The sequence below is a fragment of the Agrobacterium sp. NPDC090283 genome, assembly GCF_044769685.1.
GTDB lineage: Bacteria > Pseudomonadota > Alphaproteobacteria > Rhizobiales > Rhizobiaceae > Agrobacterium.
In genome coordinates this window covers 1-21,765 of the sequence record NZ_JBIVYG010000034.1, presented here as the reverse complement: position 1 = coordinate 21,765, position 21,765 = coordinate 1, and the positions used below count along the sequence as shown (strand labels likewise).

19 protein-coding genes, 2 tRNA genes, 1 pseudogene and 1 riboswitch are annotated in these 21,765 nt (G+C 59.4%); of the genes and pseudogenes, 14 read left to right on the top strand and 8 right to left on the bottom strand.

All coding sequences use genetic code 11. The features are described 5' to 3' along the window. Positions 1–88: 88 nt before the first annotated feature. The 4 genes and pseudogenes from ACIQUH_RS27260 to ACIQUH_RS27245 form a co-directional block, all read right to left on the bottom strand. Entirely contained in the window at positions 89–511 is a 423-nt protein-coding gene (locus ACIQUH_RS27260; protein WP_400821201.1) for a hypothetical protein, read from the bottom strand. Between the two features lie 54 nt (positions 512–565). Continuing rightward, positions 566–715 (bottom strand): annotated as a pseudogene (locus ACIQUH_RS27255) (DUF6538 domain-containing protein); the annotation flags it as partial. Positions 716–781: 66 nt separating this feature from the next. After that, positions 782–857, bottom strand: a tRNA-Thr gene (locus ACIQUH_RS27250). A 136-nt stretch (positions 858–993) separates the two neighbouring features. Beyond that, positions 994–1,956: an NAD(P)H-dependent flavin oxidoreductase gene (locus tag ACIQUH_RS27245; RefSeq protein ID WP_400821198.1), complete on the bottom strand. Its 963-nt coding sequence runs from the start codon at positions 1,954–1,956 to the stop codon at positions 994–996. Positions 1,957–2,211: 255 nt separating this feature from the next. Between ACIQUH_RS27245 and ACIQUH_RS27240 the strand changes: the two genes are divergently transcribed. Further along, positions 2,212–3,357 (top strand): hypothetical protein, encoded by a 1,146-nt coding sequence (locus ACIQUH_RS27240; RefSeq protein WP_400821195.1) that lies wholly within the window; start codon positions 2,212–2,214, stop codon positions 3,355–3,357. Between the two features lie 49 nt (positions 3,358–3,406). On the opposite strand, the gene ppk2 is transcribed toward ACIQUH_RS27240, so the two are convergent. After that, the gene (ppk2, locus tag ACIQUH_RS27235) at positions 3,407–4,288 is read right to left on the bottom strand and encodes a polyphosphate kinase 2 (protein ID WP_400821192.1); all 882 of its coding nucleotides are present in this window, start codon (positions 4,286–4,288) and stop codon (positions 3,407–3,409) included. Positions 4,289–4,521: 233 nt separating this feature from the next. Between ppk2 and phoR the strand changes: the two genes are divergently transcribed. The 7 genes from phoR to phoB all read left to right on the top strand — a co-directional run bounded on the left by phoR (position 4,522) and on the right by phoB (position 12,466). Continuing rightward, complete coding sequence (gene phoR / locus ACIQUH_RS27230; RefSeq protein ID WP_400821190.1) at positions 4,522–5,796, top strand: phosphate regulon sensor histidine kinase PhoR; 1,275 nt, start codon at positions 4,522–4,524, stop codon at positions 5,794–5,796. A gap of 195 nt (positions 5,797–5,991) precedes the next feature. After that, positions 5,992–7,026: a substrate-binding domain-containing protein gene (locus ACIQUH_RS27225; protein WP_400821188.1), complete on the top strand. Its 1,035-nt coding sequence runs from the start codon at positions 5,992–5,994 to the stop codon at positions 7,024–7,026. A gap of 273 nt (positions 7,027–7,299) precedes the next feature. Continuing rightward, positions 7,300–8,784, top strand: a complete 1,485-nt coding sequence (pstC, locus tag ACIQUH_RS27220; RefSeq protein WP_400821186.1) for a phosphate ABC transporter permease subunit PstC — start codon at positions 7,300–7,302, stop codon at positions 8,782–8,784. Next, entirely contained in the window at positions 8,781–10,100 is a 1,320-nt protein-coding gene (gene pstA / locus ACIQUH_RS27215) for a phosphate ABC transporter permease PstA (RefSeq protein WP_400821184.1), read from the top strand. Before pstC ends, pstA begins: the two co-directional genes overlap by 4 nt. A 14-nt stretch (positions 10,101–10,114) precedes the next feature. After that, entirely contained in the window at positions 10,115–10,930 is an 816-nt protein-coding gene (pstB, locus tag ACIQUH_RS27210; RefSeq protein WP_269341816.1) for a phosphate ABC transporter ATP-binding protein PstB, read from the top strand. A 96-nt stretch (positions 10,931–11,026) separates the two neighbouring features. Then, complete coding sequence (gene phoU, locus ACIQUH_RS27205) at positions 11,027–11,752, top strand: phosphate signaling complex protein PhoU (protein WP_400821182.1); 726 nt, start codon at positions 11,027–11,029, stop codon at positions 11,750–11,752. 30 nt (positions 11,753–11,782) lie between these two features. Next, positions 11,783–12,466 (top strand): phosphate regulon transcriptional regulator PhoB, encoded by a 684-nt coding sequence (gene phoB, locus ACIQUH_RS27200; RefSeq protein WP_003493692.1) that lies wholly within the window; start codon positions 11,783–11,785, stop codon positions 12,464–12,466. Between the two features lie 381 nt (positions 12,467–12,847). Here phoB and ACIQUH_RS27195 read toward each other — a convergent pair whose 3' ends face one another. Then, positions 12,848–13,381 (bottom strand): GcrA family cell cycle regulator, encoded by a 534-nt coding sequence (locus ACIQUH_RS27195; protein WP_400821178.1) that lies wholly within the window; start codon positions 13,379–13,381, stop codon positions 12,848–12,850. A gap of 431 nt (positions 13,382–13,812) precedes the next feature. Between ACIQUH_RS27195 and ACIQUH_RS27190 the strand changes: the two genes are divergently transcribed. The 3 genes from ACIQUH_RS27190 (at position 13,813) to ACIQUH_RS27180 (ending at position 17,218) form a co-directional block, all read left to right on the top strand. Further along, the gene (locus tag ACIQUH_RS27190) at positions 13,813–15,012 is read left to right on the top strand and encodes an aspartate aminotransferase family protein (RefSeq protein ID WP_400821175.1); all 1,200 of its coding nucleotides are present in this window, start codon (positions 13,813–13,815) and stop codon (positions 15,010–15,012) included. Positions 15,013–15,069: 57 nt separating this feature from the next. Continuing rightward, positions 15,070–15,987, top strand: coding sequence for an ornithine carbamoyltransferase (argF, locus tag ACIQUH_RS27185; RefSeq protein ID WP_400821172.1), 918 nt, complete (start codon positions 15,070–15,072; stop codon positions 15,985–15,987). 241 nt (positions 15,988–16,228) lie between these two features. Then, positions 16,229–17,218 carry an Hsp33 family molecular chaperone gene (locus ACIQUH_RS27180; protein WP_400821170.1) on the top strand — a complete coding sequence of 330 codons (990 nt, stop codon included), beginning with the start codon at positions 16,229–16,231 and terminating at the stop codon, positions 17,216–17,218. Positions 17,219–17,267: 49 nt separating this feature from the next. Here ACIQUH_RS27180 and apaG read toward each other — a convergent pair whose 3' ends face one another. Both apaG and ACIQUH_RS27170 read right to left on the bottom strand, forming a co-directional pair. Continuing rightward, complete coding sequence (gene apaG / locus ACIQUH_RS27175; protein WP_003503545.1) at positions 17,268–17,660, bottom strand: Co2+/Mg2+ efflux protein ApaG; 393 nt, start codon at positions 17,658–17,660, stop codon at positions 17,268–17,270. Between the two features lie 233 nt (positions 17,661–17,893). Then, entirely contained in the window at positions 17,894–19,078 is a 1,185-nt protein-coding gene (locus tag ACIQUH_RS27170; protein WP_400821167.1) for an O-succinylhomoserine sulfhydrylase, read from the bottom strand. A gap of 42 nt (positions 19,079–19,120) precedes the next feature. Continuing rightward, positions 19,121–19,199, bottom strand: a riboswitch (SAM riboswitch). A 73-nt stretch (positions 19,200–19,272) separates the two neighbouring features. On the opposite strand from ACIQUH_RS27170, the gene ACIQUH_RS27165 reads away from it, so the two are divergent. From ACIQUH_RS27165 to ACIQUH_RS27155, 3 genes are all read left to right on the top strand, one after another. Further along, complete coding sequence (locus ACIQUH_RS27165) at positions 19,273–20,370, top strand: 2'-deoxycytidine 5'-triphosphate deaminase (protein WP_400821165.1); 1,098 nt, start codon at positions 19,273–19,275, stop codon at positions 20,368–20,370. Between the two features lie 56 nt (positions 20,371–20,426). Then, positions 20,427–20,500: transfer RNA gene (locus ACIQUH_RS27160), tRNA-Gly, on the top strand. Between the two features lie 163 nt (positions 20,501–20,663). Then, a complete protein-coding gene (locus ACIQUH_RS27155) occupies positions 20,664–21,680 on the top strand; it encodes a tyrosine-type recombinase/integrase (protein WP_400821162.1) in 1,017 nt (338 codons plus the stop codon). Positions 21,681–21,765: the final 85 nt, after the last annotated feature.

Sequence of the window (21,765 nt, the reverse complement as noted above, 5' to 3'; positions counted from 1 at the left end):
GCAAACACGTCAGGAACGGGATGCTGTCGCCCGTCGAGTTCGAGAAGCAGCAGAAAATCTAACCCGAGGGTGTCTACGAAACTCGGGGCTATTCAGTTTGTTGCAGAGGCGGGTGGGGGGGCGTTGCGAAATTGGGCGCTGCTGGTGCGGCAGTCTGGGTTGGCGCGCGCAGGTCAAAGTCGTCGTATGACGCGTCGTGCTCCAGAACCGTTTTCAGAAAACTGCGCACAGCTTTTTTAAAATCTTGTTCTAGCCAAACGTACTGACCATCCGCTCTGGAAAACGGTACGTCGTATTGAGTCATGAAGCCTGAAAGCAGGCTTTCATAGCCAGTGGCAAAGGAGAGAGGGGTATCTGTTTCAATTTCCTGCTGCGTCGCTGCGAGTCGTTGCTGGTAATCCTGACGCGTCTGTTCGGTCAGACGTCCCTTGCTATCGATCTCGTTCGTAACCTTGGTCAGAAGATCGCGAAAATGCTGTGTCAGCAGGCCGCGCAGTTCCTTGTATTCCATCCCGTATGCAATTCCATGATCTGTAAGTCGTTCACCTATCTGGATCATAGACCGGGACAAACGCAATGCCTTTCGTGGATCGCGTGTCTGTAGAGAAAGCTTGATTGTTTCGGCTTTACCGTTCGGGTGTAGCTGCTTCGGCAACGGCCAACGGAAGTATAATACGCCGTGCCGGGACTTAAGAATGTAGGAGGGGATAAACAAAGAAATGTCTCACCGAAATGTCCCACCTGCGGAAATCGGTATTCAAGTCTTTGATTTTAAAGGAAATGGTGCCGCTTACGTGACTCGAACACGTGACCCCGTCATTACGAATGACGTGCTCTACCAACTGAGCTAAAGCGGCCCGATTGTGACCCGTTTGTTGCGGATCAGCTTCATGGCGGGCTGATACAGGCAATGCTGACGGATTTCAAGCCTTGAATGTGCTGGTTTTGAAATTTCCGCAAAAAGCTTTGCCTGTCCGTTGTTTGCCCGTGGCGTCAGCCTCTCCCGCAGATGCGCTTTTGGGCCGTTTCATATTCATTTGCCAGACGATCGACGAGCGCCGCCACCGGTTCCACCGCCTTGATTGCGCCGATGCCTTGACCCGCGCCCCATATGTCCTTCCAAGCCTTGGCGCCGCCGGTGGCGGTTTCGAAGTCCATTTTCGAAGGGTCGGCTTCCGGCAGATTGTCGGGGTCCATGCCGGAGGCGACGATCGAACTTTTCAGGTAGTTGCCGTGCACGCCCGTGAAATAGTTCGAATAAACGATATCCTTGGCCTGCGCCTCCACAATCGCCTGCTTGTAGCCTTCGGAAGCGCGCGCCTCCTCGGTGGCGATGAAGGGGGAACCGATATAGGCCATATCGGCGCCCATGGCCTGCGCCGCGAGAATGGAACCGCCATTGGCAATGGCACCGGCCAGCAGCAGCGGGCCGTCGAACCATTCGCGGATTTCCTGAACGAGGGCGAAGGGCGAAAGCGTGCCCGCATGTCCGCCCGCACCGGCCGCCACCGCAATCAGCCCATCCGCGCCCTTGCGAATGGCGGAGCGGGCATGGCGGTCGTTGATGACGTCATGCAGCACGATGCCGCCATAGGAGTGCACGGCTGCATTGACTTCGGGCACCGCCCCCAGCGAGGAAATCACCACCGGCACCTTGTATTTCACGCAAAGGCCGAGATCATGCTCCAGCCGCCGGTTGGACATGTGTACGATCTGGTTGACCGCGAAAGGCGCTGCCGGGCGCCCGGGATTGGCGCGGTTATGGGCGTCGAGTTCCTCGGTGATCATCGCCAGCCACTCGTCGAGCTGGCTTTCGGGCCGCGCGTTGAGCGCCGGGAAAGCGCCGATGACGCCGGCCTTGCATTGTGCCAGCGTCAGCTGCGGATGCGAAATGATGAATAGCGGTGATGCTATGACCGGAAGACGCAGATTGTCTTTCAGCACGGACGGCAGCATGTCTCCTCCCACGAATTACGTTTACGCGCACGTAAGTCAATATCGTGTTCGGCAACGGATTGAAAGCAAAAACAGCGTCGCATTGACCTCTCGAATCTGCGTTCGTAGCGCCACAATGAATTGATTTTCCCCAAGCCAATCCGGTCTTTATCGTAAACGATGCTTGCGGAGGGGCGGTATAGCCGTTACCGAATCGTGAAGACATGGCGCAGCGCCGCATATTTTTTGCAAAGCGCAATAGAACAAGGATCGGTCGTGAGCGGACTGGAAACGGCAATCAGAAATGCTCTGGAAAAATCGGACAGATCGAACGCCGAAGTTCGTGCACGGATTTACCAATCGTCCCGTCAGGCGCTGGAAGCGGGCCTGCGCAAGCAGGGAATAGACGATCCGCAGGTCGTCGCCCAGCAGCGCCAGCGGCTCGAAAGCCTGATCCATCTCATTGAAAATGAAGAGCGCAACCGTCTTCTGGACAGGGTGGAGCAGCAATTGCGCCCACCCGCGCCCGAAAATCCGGCGCAGGACGATCACTTAGTCGATCCCGCTCCGCAGCCGCCGCATCAGGGCAGCATGGCCGTCGAGCCGGAGCTGCGCGGTGAAACGCGCGATGCGCGTCCGGGTGCGGGCGTCGCTCCGGAACCGTTGAATGCGGGGCCACGCAATGCAAAGCCGCCGAAAAGAGGTACCCGCAAGGGCGACTCCTCGCTTGCGTTCCGTCCGGAAGGCGCGGTTGGGCGCCGCAAGAGCCGGGGGCTTTTCGCCCGGCTTTTCATTTATGTGACGCTTCTGGCCTTTGTCTGTTTCGGTGCCTGGTGGGTCTATTCCTCCGGCCTCCTGCTGTCGCCGGAACAGCGCGATACCAGCGTGCCCAATCCGCCGGCGCAGGTGCAGGCCGAGGATTTCAACGGGACGGAGCCCGCACCGAGCCTTTCCGCCGGCCGTGGTTTTTCCGATGACTGGGTTGAAGTCTTCAATGCGGAGCGTGGCAGTTCCGGTGTTTCGGCCGGCCCGCGCGCCGCTGTCGAAAACATCGCCACACCCGCCGGCAAGGCGATAAAGGTGACATCGCGAAGTGTCTCGCAGGATGGCGCCGTCAGCGTCGAGGTTCCGGTGGAGGTGATGCGGGATATGGCGGGCAAGTCCTCGACCATTTCGATCACGCTGCAATCCTCCAGCGACCGGCAGACCCAGGTTTCCGTCGCCTGCGATTTCGCCACGCTTGGCGATTGCTCCCGCCATCGCTTCACCGCCACGGCCGAGCGTGCAGACATGCTGCTGAACGCGACGTTCGAACGCTCCCTCGCCCCCAATGCGCCGGGCAGGATCTTCATCAACAGCGATATCGATGGCAGCGGCCGCCCGGTCAATCTTTATTCCGTGCGCATTTTGCCGGGCCAGTAAGGGAAAAACGGGCGCCTCGAATGGAGGCGCCTGTTCGCGTCTTCCGGTCCTATTTGAGAAAATCCGGTCCAGATCCCAATATTTTGTCGTCGATCTCGCCGATGGCTTTTTTGTCCTTGCCCTCATAATCGAGCGCAAGAAGAATGTGGCGGATGAGGTTCAACCGCGCGCGACGCTTGTCATTGGCGCGCACCACCGTCCAGGGCGCGGCATCGGTGTGGGTTTTTTCCAGCATTTCGTCGCGTTTCTGCGTGTAGTCGTCCCATTTCGTAAGCGCAGCTATGTCCATGTCTGAAAGCTTCCAGCATTTCAGCGGGCTGTGGCGGCGGTCGTGAAAGCGCCCGATCTGCGTTTCGCGGCCGATGTCGAGCCAGAATTTGAAAAGGTGAATGTCCTCATGGGCAAGCATCTTTTCCAGACGAGGCGTTTCCTTGAGGAAGCGCTTGTGTTCTTCCGGCGTGCAGAAGCCCATGACCGGCTCGACTCCGGCGCGGTTATACCAGGAGCGGTCGAAGAGAACGAATTCGCCGGCGGTCGGAAAATGCGAGATGTAGCGCTGAAAATACCATTGGCCACGCTCGGTTTCCGTCGGTTTTGTCAGTGCCACCACGCGGGCATAGCGGGGGTTGAGATAGGCCCGGGCCGCGAAGATCGCGCCGCCCTTGCCCGCCGCATCCCGGCCTTCGAAAACCGCCATGACCCTTTTGCCGGTGGCCTGCAGCCAGAACTGCACCTTGACCAGCTCCACCTGCAGCGCCTCCAGCGTGGTGTCGTAGTCCTCCCGCTTCATCTTCTTGTCATAGGGAAAATTGCCGGCGGAAAGCTCCTTTTCCTCAACCCAGTCAGGAAGAACCGGATCATCGATGTCGAAGCTGCGCAGCTTGCCGCCAATGGTGATGTCGACCGTCCGCTTCTTCGTTTCTTCGCCCATGGTTTTCTCCTGCTGTTGTTGTGCAAAGGCAACTCACCGCCAATGAGTTCACATCCATTGCCAGAATTCAAGTGAAACAGGACCGGTTGACCGGGGTGCGGCGGCGGGAGCGATTGCGGCGTCGATTTTGCGCATATACGTTGTGGAAAATGCGCGATGATGAATCTCTGTCATGAAGCTGGCCTATGAGATTTCGATGCGCTGTCAGATGAGAATGGAAAGAGCAGGCTGAAATGGCAGTCATGGAAGGCGATGGTGGACTAAGGCGTTTGGGAAGGAAGCTCGGCCGGAACTGGTTGCCCATTCTCATCGTCAGCATGCTCGCCATCGTGGCCGTTGTCGAACTCAACACGCCTTATATGCCCGTTGCCCTGTGGCTTTGCGCCGTCATTGCCATTCTCGCCGTTCGGGATGGGCCAGCGGTGGCTTCCGCAAAAGATGGGGGGAACCCGGCTGCGGAAACGGATGAGCCGGAAGTGCCCGGTGAAAACGTCATTTCCGGTGTAAGGGCGGGCCTCGCGGTTCTGGATACCCCCGTTTTCATTCTCGACAAGAATGCCAGCGTGCTGTTTCAGAACGGCGCGGCCGAGCGTGCCTTCGGCCTGCTTCCGCCCGGCGCGCATATTTCCGCCCGGCTGCGTTCTCCCGGCCTCCTGGACGTCATTCGCGAAACCATCACCACCGGCCAGCCCAACCAGGTCGAACATTCGGAGCGCTTTCCTTCCGAACGGGTCTTCATCGTCCGCATCGCCCGTGCGGATGTGGGAGAGGGGGCAGGCCCGCCATTCTACATCCTGTCGTTCCGCGATGTCTCGGAGCTTCGCCGCATCGACCGGATGCGCAGCGACTTCGTCGCCAATGCCAGCCATGAACTGCGCACGCCGCTCGCCTCGCTGCGTGGTTTCATCGAAACCATGCAGGGGCCGGCACGCAACGACCCGACGGCGCAGGAACGTTTCCTTGCCATCATGCTGGATCAGGCAACCCGCATGAGCAGGCTGGTGGACGATCTCATGTCCCTTTCGCGGCTGGAATTGCGGGCCAACATCGCGCCCGACCAGAAGGTCGATCTCGTTCCCGTCATCGGCCACGTGCGCGATACGCTGCTGCCGCTTGCCGACGAACTCGATGTGACCATCACGCTGCACCTGCCGGATCGGCCGGCAGAGGTGCAGGGAGACCGCGACGAACTGGTGCAGGTGTTCCAGAACCTCGTTGAAAATGCTTGCAAATACGGTCAGGAGGGGAAGGTCGTGGATGTCTGGCTGCGGGCCGAACCCGGCAAGCCGGTGGAGGTGAGTGTCATCGACAAGGGGCCGGGCATTCCCGCCGAACATGTGCCGCGCCTGACGGAGCGTTTTTATCGTGTCAGCGTCGCCGACAGCCGCTCGAAAAAGGGCACGGGCCTCGGGCTTGCCATCGTCAAGCACATCCTCACCCGCCACCGCGCTCGCCTCATCATTAAATCGGAATTGGGCAGCGGTACGGACTTCACCGTGAGATTCTGACATAAAATATGCATCTGCTTTTAACGTCGTAAATATTTTCAAGTAAAATCAATAATTTAGATTGTCACAAATCTTTCGTCAAAGTGACATAAAAGGATGGGGCTACGGTGGTTAAGAAAAGGTCGCCGAGCGCAAGCTAAGAGCGAGTGTCGCTATCGGCTGCGTCCACAACAAAGCCCACGACGGGAGAGACAAATGAACATCGTTAAATTTTCCGCAGCAGCTCTGGTGGCTTCTGTCGCCTTCGCTGGCGCCGCCGCTGCTCGCGACCAGATCCAGGTTGCCGGTTCCTCCACGGTTCTGCCCTACGCCAAGATCGTTGCCGAAACCTTTGCCGAAACCTTCCCGAACTTCAAGGCTCCGGTTGTTGAGTCCGGCGGCACGGGCGGCGGTCTGAAGGCATTTTGCTCCGGCGTCGGCGAAGGCACCATCGACATCGCCAATGCTTCGCGCGCAATCAAGAGCGACGAACTGGCCGCCTGTAAGGCTGCTGGCGTTGCCGACGTCCAGGAAGTGAAGATCGGTTACGACGGTATCGTCTTCGCAATGGACTCGTCCAACAAGGACATCAAGCTCGAGCCGAAGGATCTTTACCTCGCTCTCGCCGCTGAAATCGTCAAGGACGGCAAGCTCGTTGCCAACCCCAACAAGAAGTGGTCGGAAGTCAACAAGGAACTGCCTGATGTAGCGATCGCCGCTTACATCCCGGGCTCCAAGCACGGCACGCGCGAAGTCTTCGAAGAGAAGATCATGGCTGACGGCTGCAAGGAAGCCGGCGCCACCGACGCTATCAAGAAGATCGTCACCGATGCCAAGCAGGCTGCTGCAAAGTGCATCGCTGTCCGTAAGGACGGTGCTGCGGTCGACATCGACGGCGACTACACCGAAACGCTGGCTCGTATCGATGCCAACAAGACCGGTCTCGGCGTTTTCGGCCTCGCTTTCTATGAAAACAACGCTGACCGCCTGAAGGTTGCCACTGTTTCCGGCGTCGTTCCGTCCACCGAAACCGTTGCCAGCGGCAAGTACCCGGTTTCCCGCCCGCTGTTCTTCTACGTGAAGAAGGCTCACCTGGGCGTTATCCCGGGCCTCAAGGAATATGTCGAGTTCTTCGTTTCTGACGAAATGATCGGCCCCGACTCCCCGCTCGCAAACTACGGCCTCGTTGCCGCTCCGGACAAAGAGCGCGAAGAAATCCGCGCCAAGTTCGCTGCCGGCGCTTCGATGTAATGAAGAAAGAGGGGTGCGGCCTGCCGCACCCCTCGTTCCGCTTCGGTGCCATTCCGCCTCGGCGATTGTCTTCGGTTGACAGTTCCCATCCATCGCCATCCACATGATTATTGATGGATTACAGATGGATAGGACGTATCAACCTTGACGCTTGCCAGACTTTATTACAGTCAGGCGGCAAGCATCTCTGGATGGTCCAGCGGTCTCGTTTTGATGACTTTTTGATTTGCCCGATATCGCACCGTGCTCTTGAGGCACGCCGAGGGAACTCTAATGAACACATCGATCCTTTTGCTGATACTGGCGCTCATCGGCATCGGCAGCTATCTGCTCGGCAGCCGCCGTGCCGTCGCCCTGTCTGGTGGTCGCCCCGCCAGCATGCATTCCCGTGCCGGTTATCACGGTTCCTACGCGGTCGTCTGGGCTGTTTTGCCCGCGGCGTTCATTCTCTGTGCCTGGCTCATTGTCAGCCCATTGCTCGTCACCTCCGCGGTGCGCGGTAATTTCCCCGAGGACGTGCGGGCGCAATCCGAAGCGCAGCAGAGCCTGACCTACGGCATGGTGACCTCCATCGCCCGTGGCCTCCAGCGGCTGACACCGGAGGAAACCGCGCAGGTCGAGGCGGATACGGCTGCGGTCCGGCCGCTTCTGGCATCGAAGGGTGTGGCGATCGCCGGTGATCCCGAGCGTTTCATGGTCGATGCCGCCCACACGCTCAACACCATGAGCTCCACCAGCCGCATTGCGATGATCGCCATCGTCCTGCTGGCCGCGCTCGGTGGTGCCGCCTATGCGCTGCGTGCGATCGCGCCGCGCTTCCGGGCGCGCAACCAGGTTGAGAAAGTCATTCTCGCGGCCCTGCTCGTCGCCTCGTCCATCGCCATCCTCACGACCATCGGCATTGTTTTGTCGATGCTGACCGAGGCGATCCAGTTCTTCACCATGGTTCCGGCCCACCAGTTCTTCTTCGGAACGGTCTGGGATCCGCGTTTTGCCGCGGCGGGTGCTACCGACTCCTCCGGCCAGTTCGGCCTTATCCCGCTGCTCGCCGGCACGCTTTATATCGGCTTCGTCGCCATGCTGGTTGCGGTTCCGGTCGGTCTCTTTTCGGCGATCTATATGGCGGAATATGCCTCGCCCCGCTTCCGCTCCATGGCAAAGCCGCTGCTTGAAGTGCTCGCCGGCATTCCCACCATCGTCTATGGCTTCTTCGCGCTCACGACGGTCGGTCCTTTCCTCAGAGACATTTCCACGCAGATCAACGGTCTGGCGACGGGCAACTACGCCAACTTCATCCAGGCGCAGAGCGTCATCACCGCCGGCTTCGTCATGGGCATCATGCTGATCCCCTATGTGTCGTCGCTGTCGGATGACATCATCACCGCCGTGCCGCGCTCGCTGCGTGACGGTTCGCTTGGCCTTGGCGCCACGCGCTCCGAGACGATCAAGAGGGTCATTATTCCGGCCGCTCTTCCCGGCATCGTCGGTGCCGTGCTGATGACGGCGTCGCGTGCCATCGGTGAAACCATGATCGTGGTTCTCGCGGCAGGTGTTGCTGCCCGCCTGCAGCTCAATCCCTTCGAGCCCATGACCACGGTAACGGTCAAGATCGTCAGCCAGCTCACCGGCGACCTTGAATTCACCTCGCCGCAGACGCTGGTTGCCTTTGCGCTCGGCATCACGCTTTTCGCCATCACGCTTTGCCTGAATATCTACGCGCTTTACATCGTGCGCAAATACCGGGAGCAATATGAATGACCGACATCGTTTCTCCCGCAGCCGGTGCTGCCGTCAACAGGGCCACACGCCGTGATATCGGCATCAAGCGCCGCTATGCCGCCGAACGCCGCTTCCGTGCTTACGGCATGGCAGCGATTTCCTTCGGCCTCATCTTTCTGTTCCTGCTGCTGTTCTCGGTGGTTTCCAAGGGTTACACCGCCTTCCAGCAGACGATGATCACCGTTCCGGTCGAATTTTCCGAACAGATCATCGATCCCAAGAATGAGCGCGCCACGAACCCGGCGAAACTGATGACGGCCAATTATCCGGTCGTTGCCCGCGATGCCGTCGCCAAGGTTCTCGGCGTTGCGCCGACGGACCGTGCCGGCCTGCGTGCCGTCAACCTCCTGATCTCCGACAGCGTGCGTACGCAGCTTCGCGACATCGTCGTCGCCGATCCCGCCGTCATCGGCACCACGCGCACCGTCACGCTTCTGGCGTCGGGCGACGTCGACAGCGCCTTCAAGGGCCAGGTCGATCTGACGGCGGATGAGGCCAATCGCCGTATCTCGAACCAGCAGCTCGGCTGGATGAACCAGCTCGCCGAAAGCGGCCAGCTCGGCAAACATTTCAACACCGGTATCTTCGTCAACGGCGCCTCGAGCCGTCCGGAAGCGGCGGGTGTCGGCGTGGCGCTGATCGGCTCCTTCTACATGATGCTGATCGTGCTGGTGCTGTCATTGCCGATTGGTGTTGCCGCTTCGATCTATCTTGAGGAATTCGCTCCGAAGAACCGTCTGACGGATCTTATCGAGGTGAATATCAACAATCTCGCGGCCGTTCCTTCGATCGTTTACGGTCTGCTCGGCCTCTCCGTCTTCATCAACTTCATGGGCTTTCCGCGCTCGGCTTCGCTGGTCGGCGGTCTCGTCCTGACGCTGATGACCCTGCCGACGATCATCATCGCGACCCGCGCTGCCCTCAAAGCCGTGCCGCCGTCGATCCGCGCCGCAGCCCTCGGTCTCGGTGCGTCCAAGATGCAGACGATCTTCCATCATGTGCTGCCGCTTGCCATGCCCGGCATCCTGACCGGCACCATCATCGGTCTCGCCCACGCGCTGGGCGAAACGGCGCCGCTGCTGCTGATCGGCATGGTGGCATTCGTCGCGAACTACCCGACAACGCCGATGGATCCGTCCACGGCCCTGCCGGTGCAGATTTACATGTGGGCGAACGAAGCCGAGCGCGCCTTTGTCGAAAGGACATCTGGCGCTATCATCATCCTGCTTTTGTTCCTCATCGTCATGAATGTTGGCGCAATCCTGTTGCGTCGCCGCTTCGAACGGCGCTGGTAGAGGGAGCTTGAGCAATGAACATGTTGTCGGAAGCAGCAGTTGAAAAGGCGCTGGACAAGAAAATGAATGAAGTCTCATACAAGATGATCGGCAAGGACGTTTCGGTTTATTACGGCGAAAAGCGCGCGCTTTACGACGTGAACCTCAACGTTCGGGAAAATACGGTGACGGCGCTGATCGGCCCGTCCGGCTGCGGTAAATCCACCTTCCTGCGTACCCTGAACCGTATGAATGATACGATCGACGGCTGCCGGGTCACCGGCAAGATCACGCTCGACACCGACGATATTTACGATCAGCAGATCGATGTCGTGGAACTGCGCGCCCGTGTCGGCATGGTGTTCCAGAAGCCGAACCCCTTTCCGAAGTCGATCTACGAGAATATTTCCTACGGCCCGCGCATCCACGGTCTCGCCCGCAACAAGGCGGATATGGATCAGATCGTCGAGCAGAGCCTGCAGAAGGCGGGTCTCTGGAACGAGGTGAAGGATCGTCTGCACGAATCCGGCACCGGCCTTTCCGGTGGTCAGCAGCAGCGTCTGTGCATTGCCCGCGCGGTTGCCGTCAGCCCGGAAGTGATCCTGATGGACGAGCCCTGCTCGGCGCTGGACCCGATTGCGACCGCAAAGGTCGAGGAGCTGATCCACGAGCTGCGCACCAATTATACGATCGTCATCGTCACGCACTCCATGCAGCAGGCGGCCCGTGTTTCCCAGCGCACGGCCATGTTCCATCTTGGCCATCTTGTCGAGGAAAACGAAACCGACAAGATGTTCACCAATCCCGACGACCAGCGCACGCAGGACTACATCATGGGCCGCTTCGGCTGATCCCGGCCGGCGCTTTATCGAAACCGAACAAGACTGGTGCCTCTGCCGTGCCCGCTTCCGGGCACGCGCATGCGGGCCGAGCCGGAGGACTAGACCATGACACAGACAACAACCCATTCGCATATCGTTTCCGTCTATGACGATGAATTGAAGTTTCTGACGCGCCGCATCGCGGAAATGGGCGGTCTTGCGGAACAGATGTGCGCCGACGCCGTGCGTGCGCTCGTCAATTCCGATGCCGCGCTTGCGCAGAAGGTCATTTCCGACGATACGATCCTCGACCATTCCGAGCGGGAGATCGGCGACAAGGCCATCGTCACCATCGCCAGACGCCAGCCGATGGCGGCCGATCTTCGCGAGATCATCGGCACCCTGCGTATCGCCGGCGACCTCGAGCGCGTCGGTGATCTCGGTAAGAACACCGCCAAGCGCGTCATCGCGGTTGCCGGAACCGGCGTGCCGCGCAAGCTCGCCCGCGGCATCGAGCATCTGTCGGAGCTGGCACTGGTGCAGCTCAAGGAAGTCCTTGACGTCTATTCCACACGTTCCGCCGAGAAGGCCAATGCCATCCGCGAGCGCGACGAAGAAATCGACGCCATGTATACGTCGCTCTTCCGCGAGCTTCTGACCTACATGATGGAAGATCCGCGCAACATCACCACCTGCACGCATCTTCTTTTCTGCGCCAAGAACATCGAGCGTATCGGCGACCACGCCACCAATATCGCCGAGACGATCTATTACATGACCACCGGCAGCCAGCCGGAGGGCGAGCGTCCGAAGGACGACAGTTCCAACACGCTCGGTTCGGTGACCGAGTAACAGACAAGCAGCGGCTTGCGGAGTTAGCATATGGTGCCCAAGATTGCAGTTGTGGAAGACGAGGAAGCGCTGAGCGTCCTGCTTCGTTACAATCTCGAGGCTGAGGGATATGACGTCGACACGATACCCCGTGGCGACGAGGCGGAAATCAGGCTGCAGGAGCGTATTCCGGATCTTCTCATCCTGGACTGGATGTTGCCCGGCGTTTCCGGCATCGAACTGTGCCGGCGGCTTAGAATGCGGCCGGAAACCGAACGCCTGCCCATCATCATGCTGACGGCGCGCGGCGAGGAAAGCGAACGGGTTCGTGGCCTTGCCACCGGTGCCGACGATTATGTCGTCAAGCCGTTCTCGACGCCGGAACTCATGGCCCGCGTCAAGGCCATGCTGCGCCGGGCTCGTCCCGAGGTTCTGTCTTCGGTGCTGAAATGCGGTGATATCGAACTGGATCGCGAGACCCATCGCGTTCACCGCAAAAGCCGCGAAGTGCGCCTCGGTCCGACGGAGTTCCGGCTGCTGGAATTCCTGATGACCTCTCCGGGCCGGGTATTCTCCCGCTCGCAATTGCTGGACGGCGTCTGGGGCCACGATATCTATGTGGATGAGCGTACCGTCGACGTGCATGTCGGGCGTCTGCGCAAGGCGCTCAATTTTTCGCATATGCAGGATGTCATCCGCACCGTGCGCGGCGCCGGATATTCGATGGAAGCCTGAGCAAAACCGAAACCGATGGTTTCACTTAGGATAATTCCCCAAAAATCAGAAGGCCCGGGACCGGAATGGTGTCGGGCCTTTCGATTTTGAGCCTTCCGCAAATGCGGCACCCCTGTCATTCTTGAGGGTGATGGACGTCCGCTGAAATCCGGATTGCGCAGTGAAGCCTCTCAGGAGGAAGGATGCGGCACGCCGCCGACGAATTCAGAGCATTTGCAGTAAGGGACGCGTCGCGGTTTGCGTCCGCAGATTGCGCAAGAACAAGGATTGGAGCGCCTCTTAAACAATGCGTGCTGCAAGGCGGAGCCGCCTTGAATTTCGCCATAAAAAAACGGGCCCGAAGGCCCGTAGTTTTTGAGTGTCGAATGCGTGCCGCAACACTCAAGCCTTGCGACGCTCGCTTACCGGCTGGTAGGCGAGCTTTGCATGGAACTTGCAATAGGGCGAAGATTCCAGTGCTTCACAACCGCAGAAATGGAAATCGTCTTTCAAGGGGTCGCCAACCGGCCACTTGCAGGTGCGTTCCGTCAGTTCCGTCAGCGTCAGGCGACGGGAAATTGGCGTAACGACGTTCTTGGAAGGAACGTATTCGAGAACTTCGGCGGTCTCGATATCGATCTCCTCGTGCAGCGCCGTTGCCGCGTTGGAGCGGTTCAAGGCCCGCGCGGGGGCTGCGCTGACGCGGTTTGCGAAATTCGTCGCGCGTGGGGCGGGGGCGGCAGCGCGCTTGGGCGCGGAACGCGCCGAAGTGACCGGGCCGCCGGCCTTCACGCGGCCAGGCAGGTTAAGGCGATGGACCTTGCCGATCACGGCATTGCGGCTGACGCCGCCCAGCTGCGCCGCTATCTGGCTGGCGCTAAGCCCCTCGGACCACAATTTCTTGAGTTTTTCGACCCGCTCGTCTGTCCAGTTCATGCCGCTTCTCCGCTCGTCGCGTATAATGTCGGCAGAATCCCTCTCCGTCTCGCGGGCGTGCCGCGAGCGTGGTTTCCGCCGGATTTTTGGTGACTAGTTCCGCCGCAATGCAGTCTAGTAATTAGCGATTAACCTAGTGCCAGCCTGACTCCGTGGCAAGAGTCGCGGGAATCATCTGGAATCGATTTTCCGGTTTTCCCCAACTTGCTGGCGAGTTGAGTCTGAAAGGCAACACCTTGGGCCTCGCCGTCCGCCTCCTACTAGTGCTTGAGAAGCCCGGGAAACGCGGACTTTTGTTGACATCGGCAGGCGAAGTGACAATAGTGCCCCTGCCGCCGCGAGGCGGCATTTTTGATTTTCAGGCAAGGGATAACCCCGAAAGCCTATTGACAACCGTCTGACAGCGCATCCGCGCAAGGAGTGATACAGCCATGGCCGAAGCCGCCGCGCCATTGTTCGATACGTTTGCAAGAGCCCCCCTGCGCTTCGAGCGAGGCGAGGGCGTCTGGCTGTTCACGGAAAGCGGCGAACGATATCTGGATTTTGCAGCCGGTGTCGCGGTCAACTCGCTGGGCCACGCCCATCCGCACCTCGTGGAAGCGATCAAGACCCAGGCCGAGAAGGTCTGGCACGTTTCGAACCTTTATGAAGTACCGGGCCAGGAAAAGCTTGCAAAGCGCCTGACGGAAGCGACATTCGCGGACAAGGTCTTCTTCACCAATTCCGGCGCGGAAGCGCTGGAATGCGCGATCAAGACCGCGCGCCGTTATCATTATTCCAAGGGACATCCGGAAAAGTTCCGGATTATCACCTTCGAAGGCGCCTTTCATGGCCGTACGCTGGCGACGATCGCCGCCGGTGGTCAGCAGAAATATCTCGAAGGTTTCGGTCCCAAGGTCGAGGGTTTCGACCAGGTGCCCTTCGGTGATGTCGATGCGCTGAAGGCCGCGATCACGGCTGAGACGGCCGCGCTTCTGATCGAGCCCATTCAGGGCGAAGGCGGCATTCGCGCGCCCAGCAAGGAATTTCTGCAGCTGCTGCGGTCGCTCTGCGACGAGCATGGCATGCTGCTGATTTTCGATGAGGTGCAGACCGGTGTCGGCCGCACGGGCAAGCTCTTCGCCTATGAGCAGACGGGTGTTGCGCCCGATATCATGGCGGTTGCCAAGGGTATTGGCGGCGGTTTCCCGCTCGGCGCGTGCCTTGCGACGGCGGATGCCGCTTCCGGCATGACGGCAGGCGTGCATGGCACCACCTATGGCGGCAACCCGCTGGCCATGGCTGTTGGCAATGCGGTGCTCGATGTCGTCCTCTCCGAGGGCTTTCTGGAAAAGGTTCGTGATGTCGCGCTGGTCTTCCGCCAGGGCCTTGCCTCGCTGAAGGATCGTTATCCTGATGTCATCGAGGAAATTCGCGGCGAAGGCCTGCTTCTCGGCATCAAGGCCAAGGTTCCATCGGGCGAACTGCTGCAGGCCATGCGCACCGAGCATCTGCTGGGCGTGCCGGCGGGCGATAACGTCATCCGTCTTCTGCCGCCGCTCGTCACCACGGCGGAAGAGGCCCGCGAGGGTCTGGCACGCGTGGAAGCGGCCGCCGCCTCCCTGACAGCGAAACAGGCGAAAATCGCCTGAGGAAACAATAAAGGGCGGGCCTCTTCCCCGAGGCTCGCGAGCATGGGACAGTTTGAAATGGCTTCACCTAAACATTTTCTCGACCTGTCGGCCGTCAGCTCGCAGGACCTGCGGGCAATTCTCGACGATGCCCGGGCGCGCAAGGCCGCCACCAAGGCCGGAACGGCGGAAAAGCCGCTTGCCGGCAAGATGCTGGCAATGATCTTCGAAAAACCTTCGACCCGCACCCGCGTCTCCTTCGATGTCGGCATGCGCCAGCTCGGTGGCGAGACGCTTTTCCTCTCTGGTACTGAAATGCAGCTCGGTCGCGCCGAGACGATCGGCGATACGGCCAAGGTCCTGTCGCGTTATGTCGACGCCATCATGATCCGCACGACGGATCATTCGCGCCTGCTGGAGCTTGCCGAACATGCGACGGTGCCGGTCATCAACGCCCTGACGGATGACACGCATCCCTGCCAGATCATGGCTGACATCATGACCTTCGAGGAACATCGCGGCCCCGTCAAAGGCAAGACCATTGCCTGGACGGGTGACGGCAACAACGTCCTGCATTCCTTCGTGGAAGGCTCAGCCCGTTTCGGTTACCGCATGACGATGGCCGTGCCGATGGGCTCCGAACCCCATGACAAGTTCCTGAACTGGGCGCGCAACAATGGCGGCGAGATCATGCTGTGCCATGATGCCGACAAGGCCGTTGCGGGTGCGGACTGCGTCGTCACCGATACCTGGGTGTCCATGAACCAGGAACACAAGGCGCGCGGCCACAACATCTTCCAGCCCTATCAGGTGAATGAAACCCTGATGGCGAAGGCGGAAAAAGACGCGCTGTTCATGCATTGCCTGCCGGCGCACCGCGGGGAGGAAGTGACGGATGCCGTGATCGACGGTCCGCAATCCGTGGTCTTCGACGAGGCGGAAAACCGCCTCCACGCGCAGAAGTCCATCATCGCATGGTGCATGGGCGTCCTCTGACCAGGATCCCCCGGTCTGATACGCGTCAGGCCGGGTGCTTGAACTTGGCGGCATAGATTACCATCTGTGGGACTTCGAAGAGGCTCGTCGGTTTTGCTGGCGGGCCATCGTCACGATTTGCACGTTTTTCCCCGGAAGCGGTTTCTCTTCCCGGGTCTCTGTGCGACAAGCGGAAAAAGCACATTTTAAAAGCCGGACTTTTGGACGGTAGCGGCGCCACGGCTGCGCCAGGGAGTATGACATGGCAGATGTAACGGTTGAACTGGACGATCTCGATTTTGCTGGCGACGACAAGGTTGTGCCCTTTCAGGTCGAAGGTCTGGATGTGCGCGGCCGCGCCGTACAGGTGGGTCCGCTGCTGAACGCCATCCTCGAGCGGCACGACTATCCCGCGGCGGTCGCCCGCCTGTTGGCGGAAGCGACCGTTCTGACGGCGCTGATCGGCACGTCCCTCAAGTTTTCCGGCAAGCTGACCGTCCAGACCAAGGGTGACGGACCGGTTGACCTGTTGGTCGCGGATTTCACCGCGCCGGAAAGCATGCGCGCTTATGCCCGTTTCGATGAGGAGCGGCTGGCGGAGGCGATTGCGGCGGGGGCGACGTCGCCGGAGCAATTGCTCGGCAACGGCATTCTGGCCTTCACGATCGATCAGGGTGCGGGCATGCAGCCTTATCAGGGCATCGTGCCGCTCGATGGCTCCTCGCTGGAAGACATTGCCGGGGTTTATTTCCGCCAGTCGGAACAGCTTCCCACTCGCGTGCGGCTGGGCGTTGCCGAGTTCTTCGACCGTGATGGCGAAGGCAAGCCGCGTCATGGCTGGCGCGCGGGCGGCGTTATCGCGCAGTTCCTGCCGCAGGCCCCCGAGCGGCTGCGTATGCGCGACCTGCATGGCGGCGATGGCGATGAAGGCGGTCACGAGGTGCAGGAGGATGATGCCTGGACGGAAGCCGTCACGCTGCTGAACACGGTGGATACCGACGAGTTGACCGATCCGCAGGTGCCGGTGGAACGCCTTCTCTTCAGGCTTTTCCATGAGAGCGGCGTGCGTATCTATGATCCTCAGGCGGTTTTCGACCGTTGCAGCTGCTCGCGGGACAAGATCAAGGGCGTGCTGTCAGGCTTCACTGCCGAGGAGATCAAGGCGAGCGAGGAAGACGGCGCCATTGCCGTGACCTGCGAGTTCTGCTCCACGACCTATCGCTACGATGTCAGCGAATTTGAAAATGCCTGAATGAAAGCCGCGTTCTCAAGGGCGCGGCTTTTTCATTGCCGGGTGGGGGTCAGTTCAGAACCCGCATCAGGCCGGGTGAATCCAGCGAAAAGGCGGGTATGGTGACGTTGAACACCTCGCCGTTTTCCGTTTCCATTTCATAATGGCCAAACATCAGGCCGGAAGGTGTATCCAGCGGGCAGCCGGAGGAATATTCGTAGCTGTCGCCCGGTTTCAGATGCGGCTTCTCACCCACGACGCCCGGCCCATACACCTCATCCACCTGTCCGTTCTGATCGGTGATGTGCCAATAGCGATTGACGAGGGTAACCGGAATATCGGAATTGTTCGCGATCACGACTTTATAGCCCCAGACGTAGCGATCGTCATCCGGGTCGGATTGTTCCTCGAGATAATACGGATCGACCGTTACCTCGATATCCCTTGTCAGAGCACGATACATACGCGCCACACCTCGATATTATGCCTGCCACCACATCCTACACTATAGGCTCTGGCTATCGTCAAGAAAATGAATGACTTGACGGGCAGGAGGCGTCTCCTGTTGCGCTGTTTTCCACCGTTAGGGATAACGGGAAAGGTAAATATTGGTTGCCTGATGCGGTCTTTTTGGACCGTGCAGACGAACCATGGCCCGACACGCGGTCAGGCCATGGCGATTTGCCGATTGAATTTTCAGGCCGAAACGGCCGCCAGACCCTTCGCCAGATCCTCCAGCAGATCGTCGGTGTCCTCGATGCCGCAGGAAAGGCGGAGCGTGCCGCCGGAAATGCCGAGTTCGGCACGCGCCTCGTCGGTAAGGTTCTTGTGCGTCGTTGTGCCGGGATGGGTGATGAGGCTCTTCGCGTCGCCGAGATTGTTGGAAATCTTCACGATTTCCAGCGCGTTCTGCAGCTTGAAGGCCGCTTCCTTGCCGCCCTTCAGTTCGAAAGCCACCAGCGTCGAGCCGCCGGACATCTGTCGGGCGATGATATCAGCCTGCGGATGGTCGGCGCGGCCGGGATAGATGACCTTGGCGACCTTGCCGTTATCGGCGAGGAAATCGGCAATTTTAGAGGCATTGGCCGTCTGCTGCTTCACACGCAGCGGCAGGGTCTCGATGCCTTTCAGAAGCGTCCAGGCATTAAACGGCGACATGGCCGGGCCGGTATGGCGGAAATAATCCTGCAACTCTTCCTCGATCCACTTCTTGTCGGAAAGGATCACGCCGCCCAGGCAGCGGCCCTGGCCGTCAATATGTTTCGTCGCGGAATAAACGACGATATGCGCGCCGAGTTCGAGTGGCTTCTGGAACAGTGGCGTCGCAAAGACGTTGTCGACCACCACCTTCGCACCGATCTGGTTGGCAAGCTTCGCCACGCCGGCAATATCCACCACTTCGAGCGTCGGGTTGGTCGGGCTTTCCAGAAAGAACAGCTTGGTGTTCGGCTGGATCGCCTTTTCCCAATTGCCGAGATCGCGACCGTCGATCAGCGTGCATTCGATGCCGTATTTCGGCGCAAGCGTCTCGACCACCCAGCGGCAGGAGCCGAAGAGGGCGCGTGCGGCAACGATATGGTCGCCGGCGCGCAGCTGGCACATGATGGCGGCAGTGACGGCAGCCATGCCGGAGGCAAGCGCGCGGGCGTCTTCAGCGCCTTCCAGCAGGCACATGCGCTTTTCGAACATGTCATTGGTGGGGCTCGCATAGCGGGCATAGATGAAACCGTCCGTTTCCCCCTTGAAGCGCGCTTCGGCGGCTTCGGAGTTTTCGTAGACGAAACCCTGGGTCAGATAGATCGCTTCCGACGTTTCACCATACGGTGAGCGTAGCGTACCGCCGTGAACCAGCTGGGTTGCCGGGCGCCATTTATTGCTCATGTGATCCCCTTCAAAACAAAAAAACCGGCCGCAAAAGCAGACCGGTTCAATCACCCGGTCTTTTTAGCCACTTGTTTAACGTGGCTGCAAGCCGACCGGCCAAATCACCACGGGATAAGCTTGCCATACTGCCGTTACCGGCTTGCGTCAATGCTTTCCTTTTGGTTTTGTCGCCGTAAAAAGGAATGATGACCATGACCAGAACCACGGGCATTTTGGCGGATGGCGCGATCAAGGCGCTGTTTGCGGGCGGCAAGCTGAAGAGCGAGGCCGATCTCGATGTCGATCAGGTACAGCCCGCCAGCCTCGATCTCAGGCTGGGCTCGAAGGCCTATCGCGTGCGCGCCAGTTTCATGCCCGGTCCGGGAACCCGCGTCATCGACAAGCTCAATCGCCTCAGCCTGCACGAGATCGACCTTACCCAGGGCGCGGTGCTGGAGACCGGTTGCGTCTATATCGTTCCCCTGATGGAAAGCCTGGCGCTGCCGGCGGACATGTCAGCCTCGGCCAATCCGAAAAGCTCGACCGGCCGTCTCGATATCTTCACCCGCGTCATGACTGACGGCGCGCAGGAATTCGACAAGATACCGGCCGGCTATGCCGGTCCGCTCTATCTGGAAATCAGCCCACGCACTTTCCCCATCGTTGTGCGCCGCGGCTCGCGCCTGTCGCAGATCCGCTTCCGCATCGGCCATTCACTGCTCAATGAAAGCGAGCTTTTGACGCTGCACGAGACGGAAATGCTTGTCGCCAGCGAGAGCCCGAATGTGACGGGCGGCGGCATCGCGCTCTCGATCGATCTCAAGGGTTTCGGCGAAAACGGGCTGATCGGTTATCGCGGCAAACATCACACGGCGGTGGTCGATGTCGACAAGAAGGCCCAGCACGATGTTCTCGATTTCTGGGAGCCTCTCTATGCTCGTGGCCGCGCGGAACTGATCCTCGATCCCGATGAATTCTATATTCTCGTTTCGCGCGAAGCCGTTCACGTGCCGCCGCTTTATGCGGCCGAAATGACGCCCTTCGATCCGCTGGTGGGCGAATTCCGTGTGCACTACGCCGGCTTCTTCGATCCCGGCTTCGGCCACGCCGAGGCCGGCGGCACAGGCAGCCGCGCCGTGCTCGAAGTCCGCAGCCATGAAGTGCCCTTCATCCTCGAACACGGCCAGATCGTCGGCCGACTGGTTTACGAGCATATGCTGCAGAAACCGGAAGGCCTCTATGGCACCGGTCTCGGTTCCAACTATCAGGCGCAGGGGCTGAAGCTCTCCAAGCATTTTCGCGCCGAATAACCAACCCGGCGGGTGCTTGACACCCGCTGCGAACTATCCGATGTCTTAATGAGTGCGCGGGTGTAGCTCAATGGTAGAGCAGCAGCTTCCCAAGCTGAATACGAGGGTTCGATTCCCTTCACCCGCTCCAGCGACCTTTCCAACAAGATCAACGACGTCCAACAAGCGCTGATTTTCCAGCGTTTTTGCCTCGCGCACGCGTAAGGTCGTGCAACGGTATGCAGTGACATCCAGCAATTTTGTCGGTAAAAATCACGGTATTCGTCATCGTGGTGGGAAGCCGATACCGTAAAATGGCACTGACAGACATTCAGGTTAAGAACTCCAAAGCCGACAGCAAGCCGCGCAAGCTATCTGATGAAAAGGGGCTTTACCTCTACATATCCGTTGCCGGTGGCAAGTCCTGGCGTCTCGATTACGATTTTTTTGGAAAGCGAAAAACACTGACGATTGGGTCGTACCCGACGGTGGGGCTGGCGGACGCCCGTCGATTGCGCGACGAGGCGAAGAAGAAGCTCTCTGAGGGCCTAGACCCGTCGTTGGCCAAGAAGCGTGATCAGCTTGCCGCCAAGGCCGCTGCCGGAAACACCTTCGGCATCATTGCGGATGAGTTCATTGAAAAGCTGAAACGCGACAAGCGCGCAGAGCCCACAATCACCAAAAACAAATGGATGTTGAAGGACCTTGCCGAAAAGCTGGGGCCTCACCCGGTCACCCAGATCACGGCGCGGGATGTCCTCGCGGTGCTGACCAGCATCGAAAAGAGCGGCCGTGTGGAGAGCGCACTGGCTACTCGCGCTGCCATCGGTCGCGTGTTTCGCTACGCCATCGCGACAGCGAGGGCCGAGAATGACCCGACGTCGGCACTACGCGGGGCTCTCCAACGCCATGTGCCGGTCAACTACGCCGCCTTAACGACGAAGGCTGAGATGGGCGGCCTGATGAGGGCGATTTACGGCTACGAAGGTTGGCCCTCGTTGGTGGCTGCCTTGAAAATCCAAGCCTTGTGTTTTGCCAGACCCGGTGAGACGCGCTCGATGGAGTGGACTGAACTCGATTTTGATAAGTTAGTTTGGACCATACCTGCAGAGAAAACCAAAATGCGCAGAGAGCATCATGTGCCGCTTTCGACACAAGCAGTGGAAGTTCTCACGGAGATGAAGGAGCTGTTTGGCGATAAGCCCTATGTCTTTCCTTCTATGATGTCTGGCAAGAAGATTCTTTCCGAAAATTCTATGAATTCAGCTCTACGGCGGATGGGGGTGACTGAGGCAGAGCATACCGCGCACGGCTTTCGTTCTTCTGAATAGCCCCAAGATTTGTAGACACCTTCTTTCCTAATTTTGAGGCAAGAAGAGCATCATGGGCAAATCGAATTTCAGCGAAGAGTTTAAG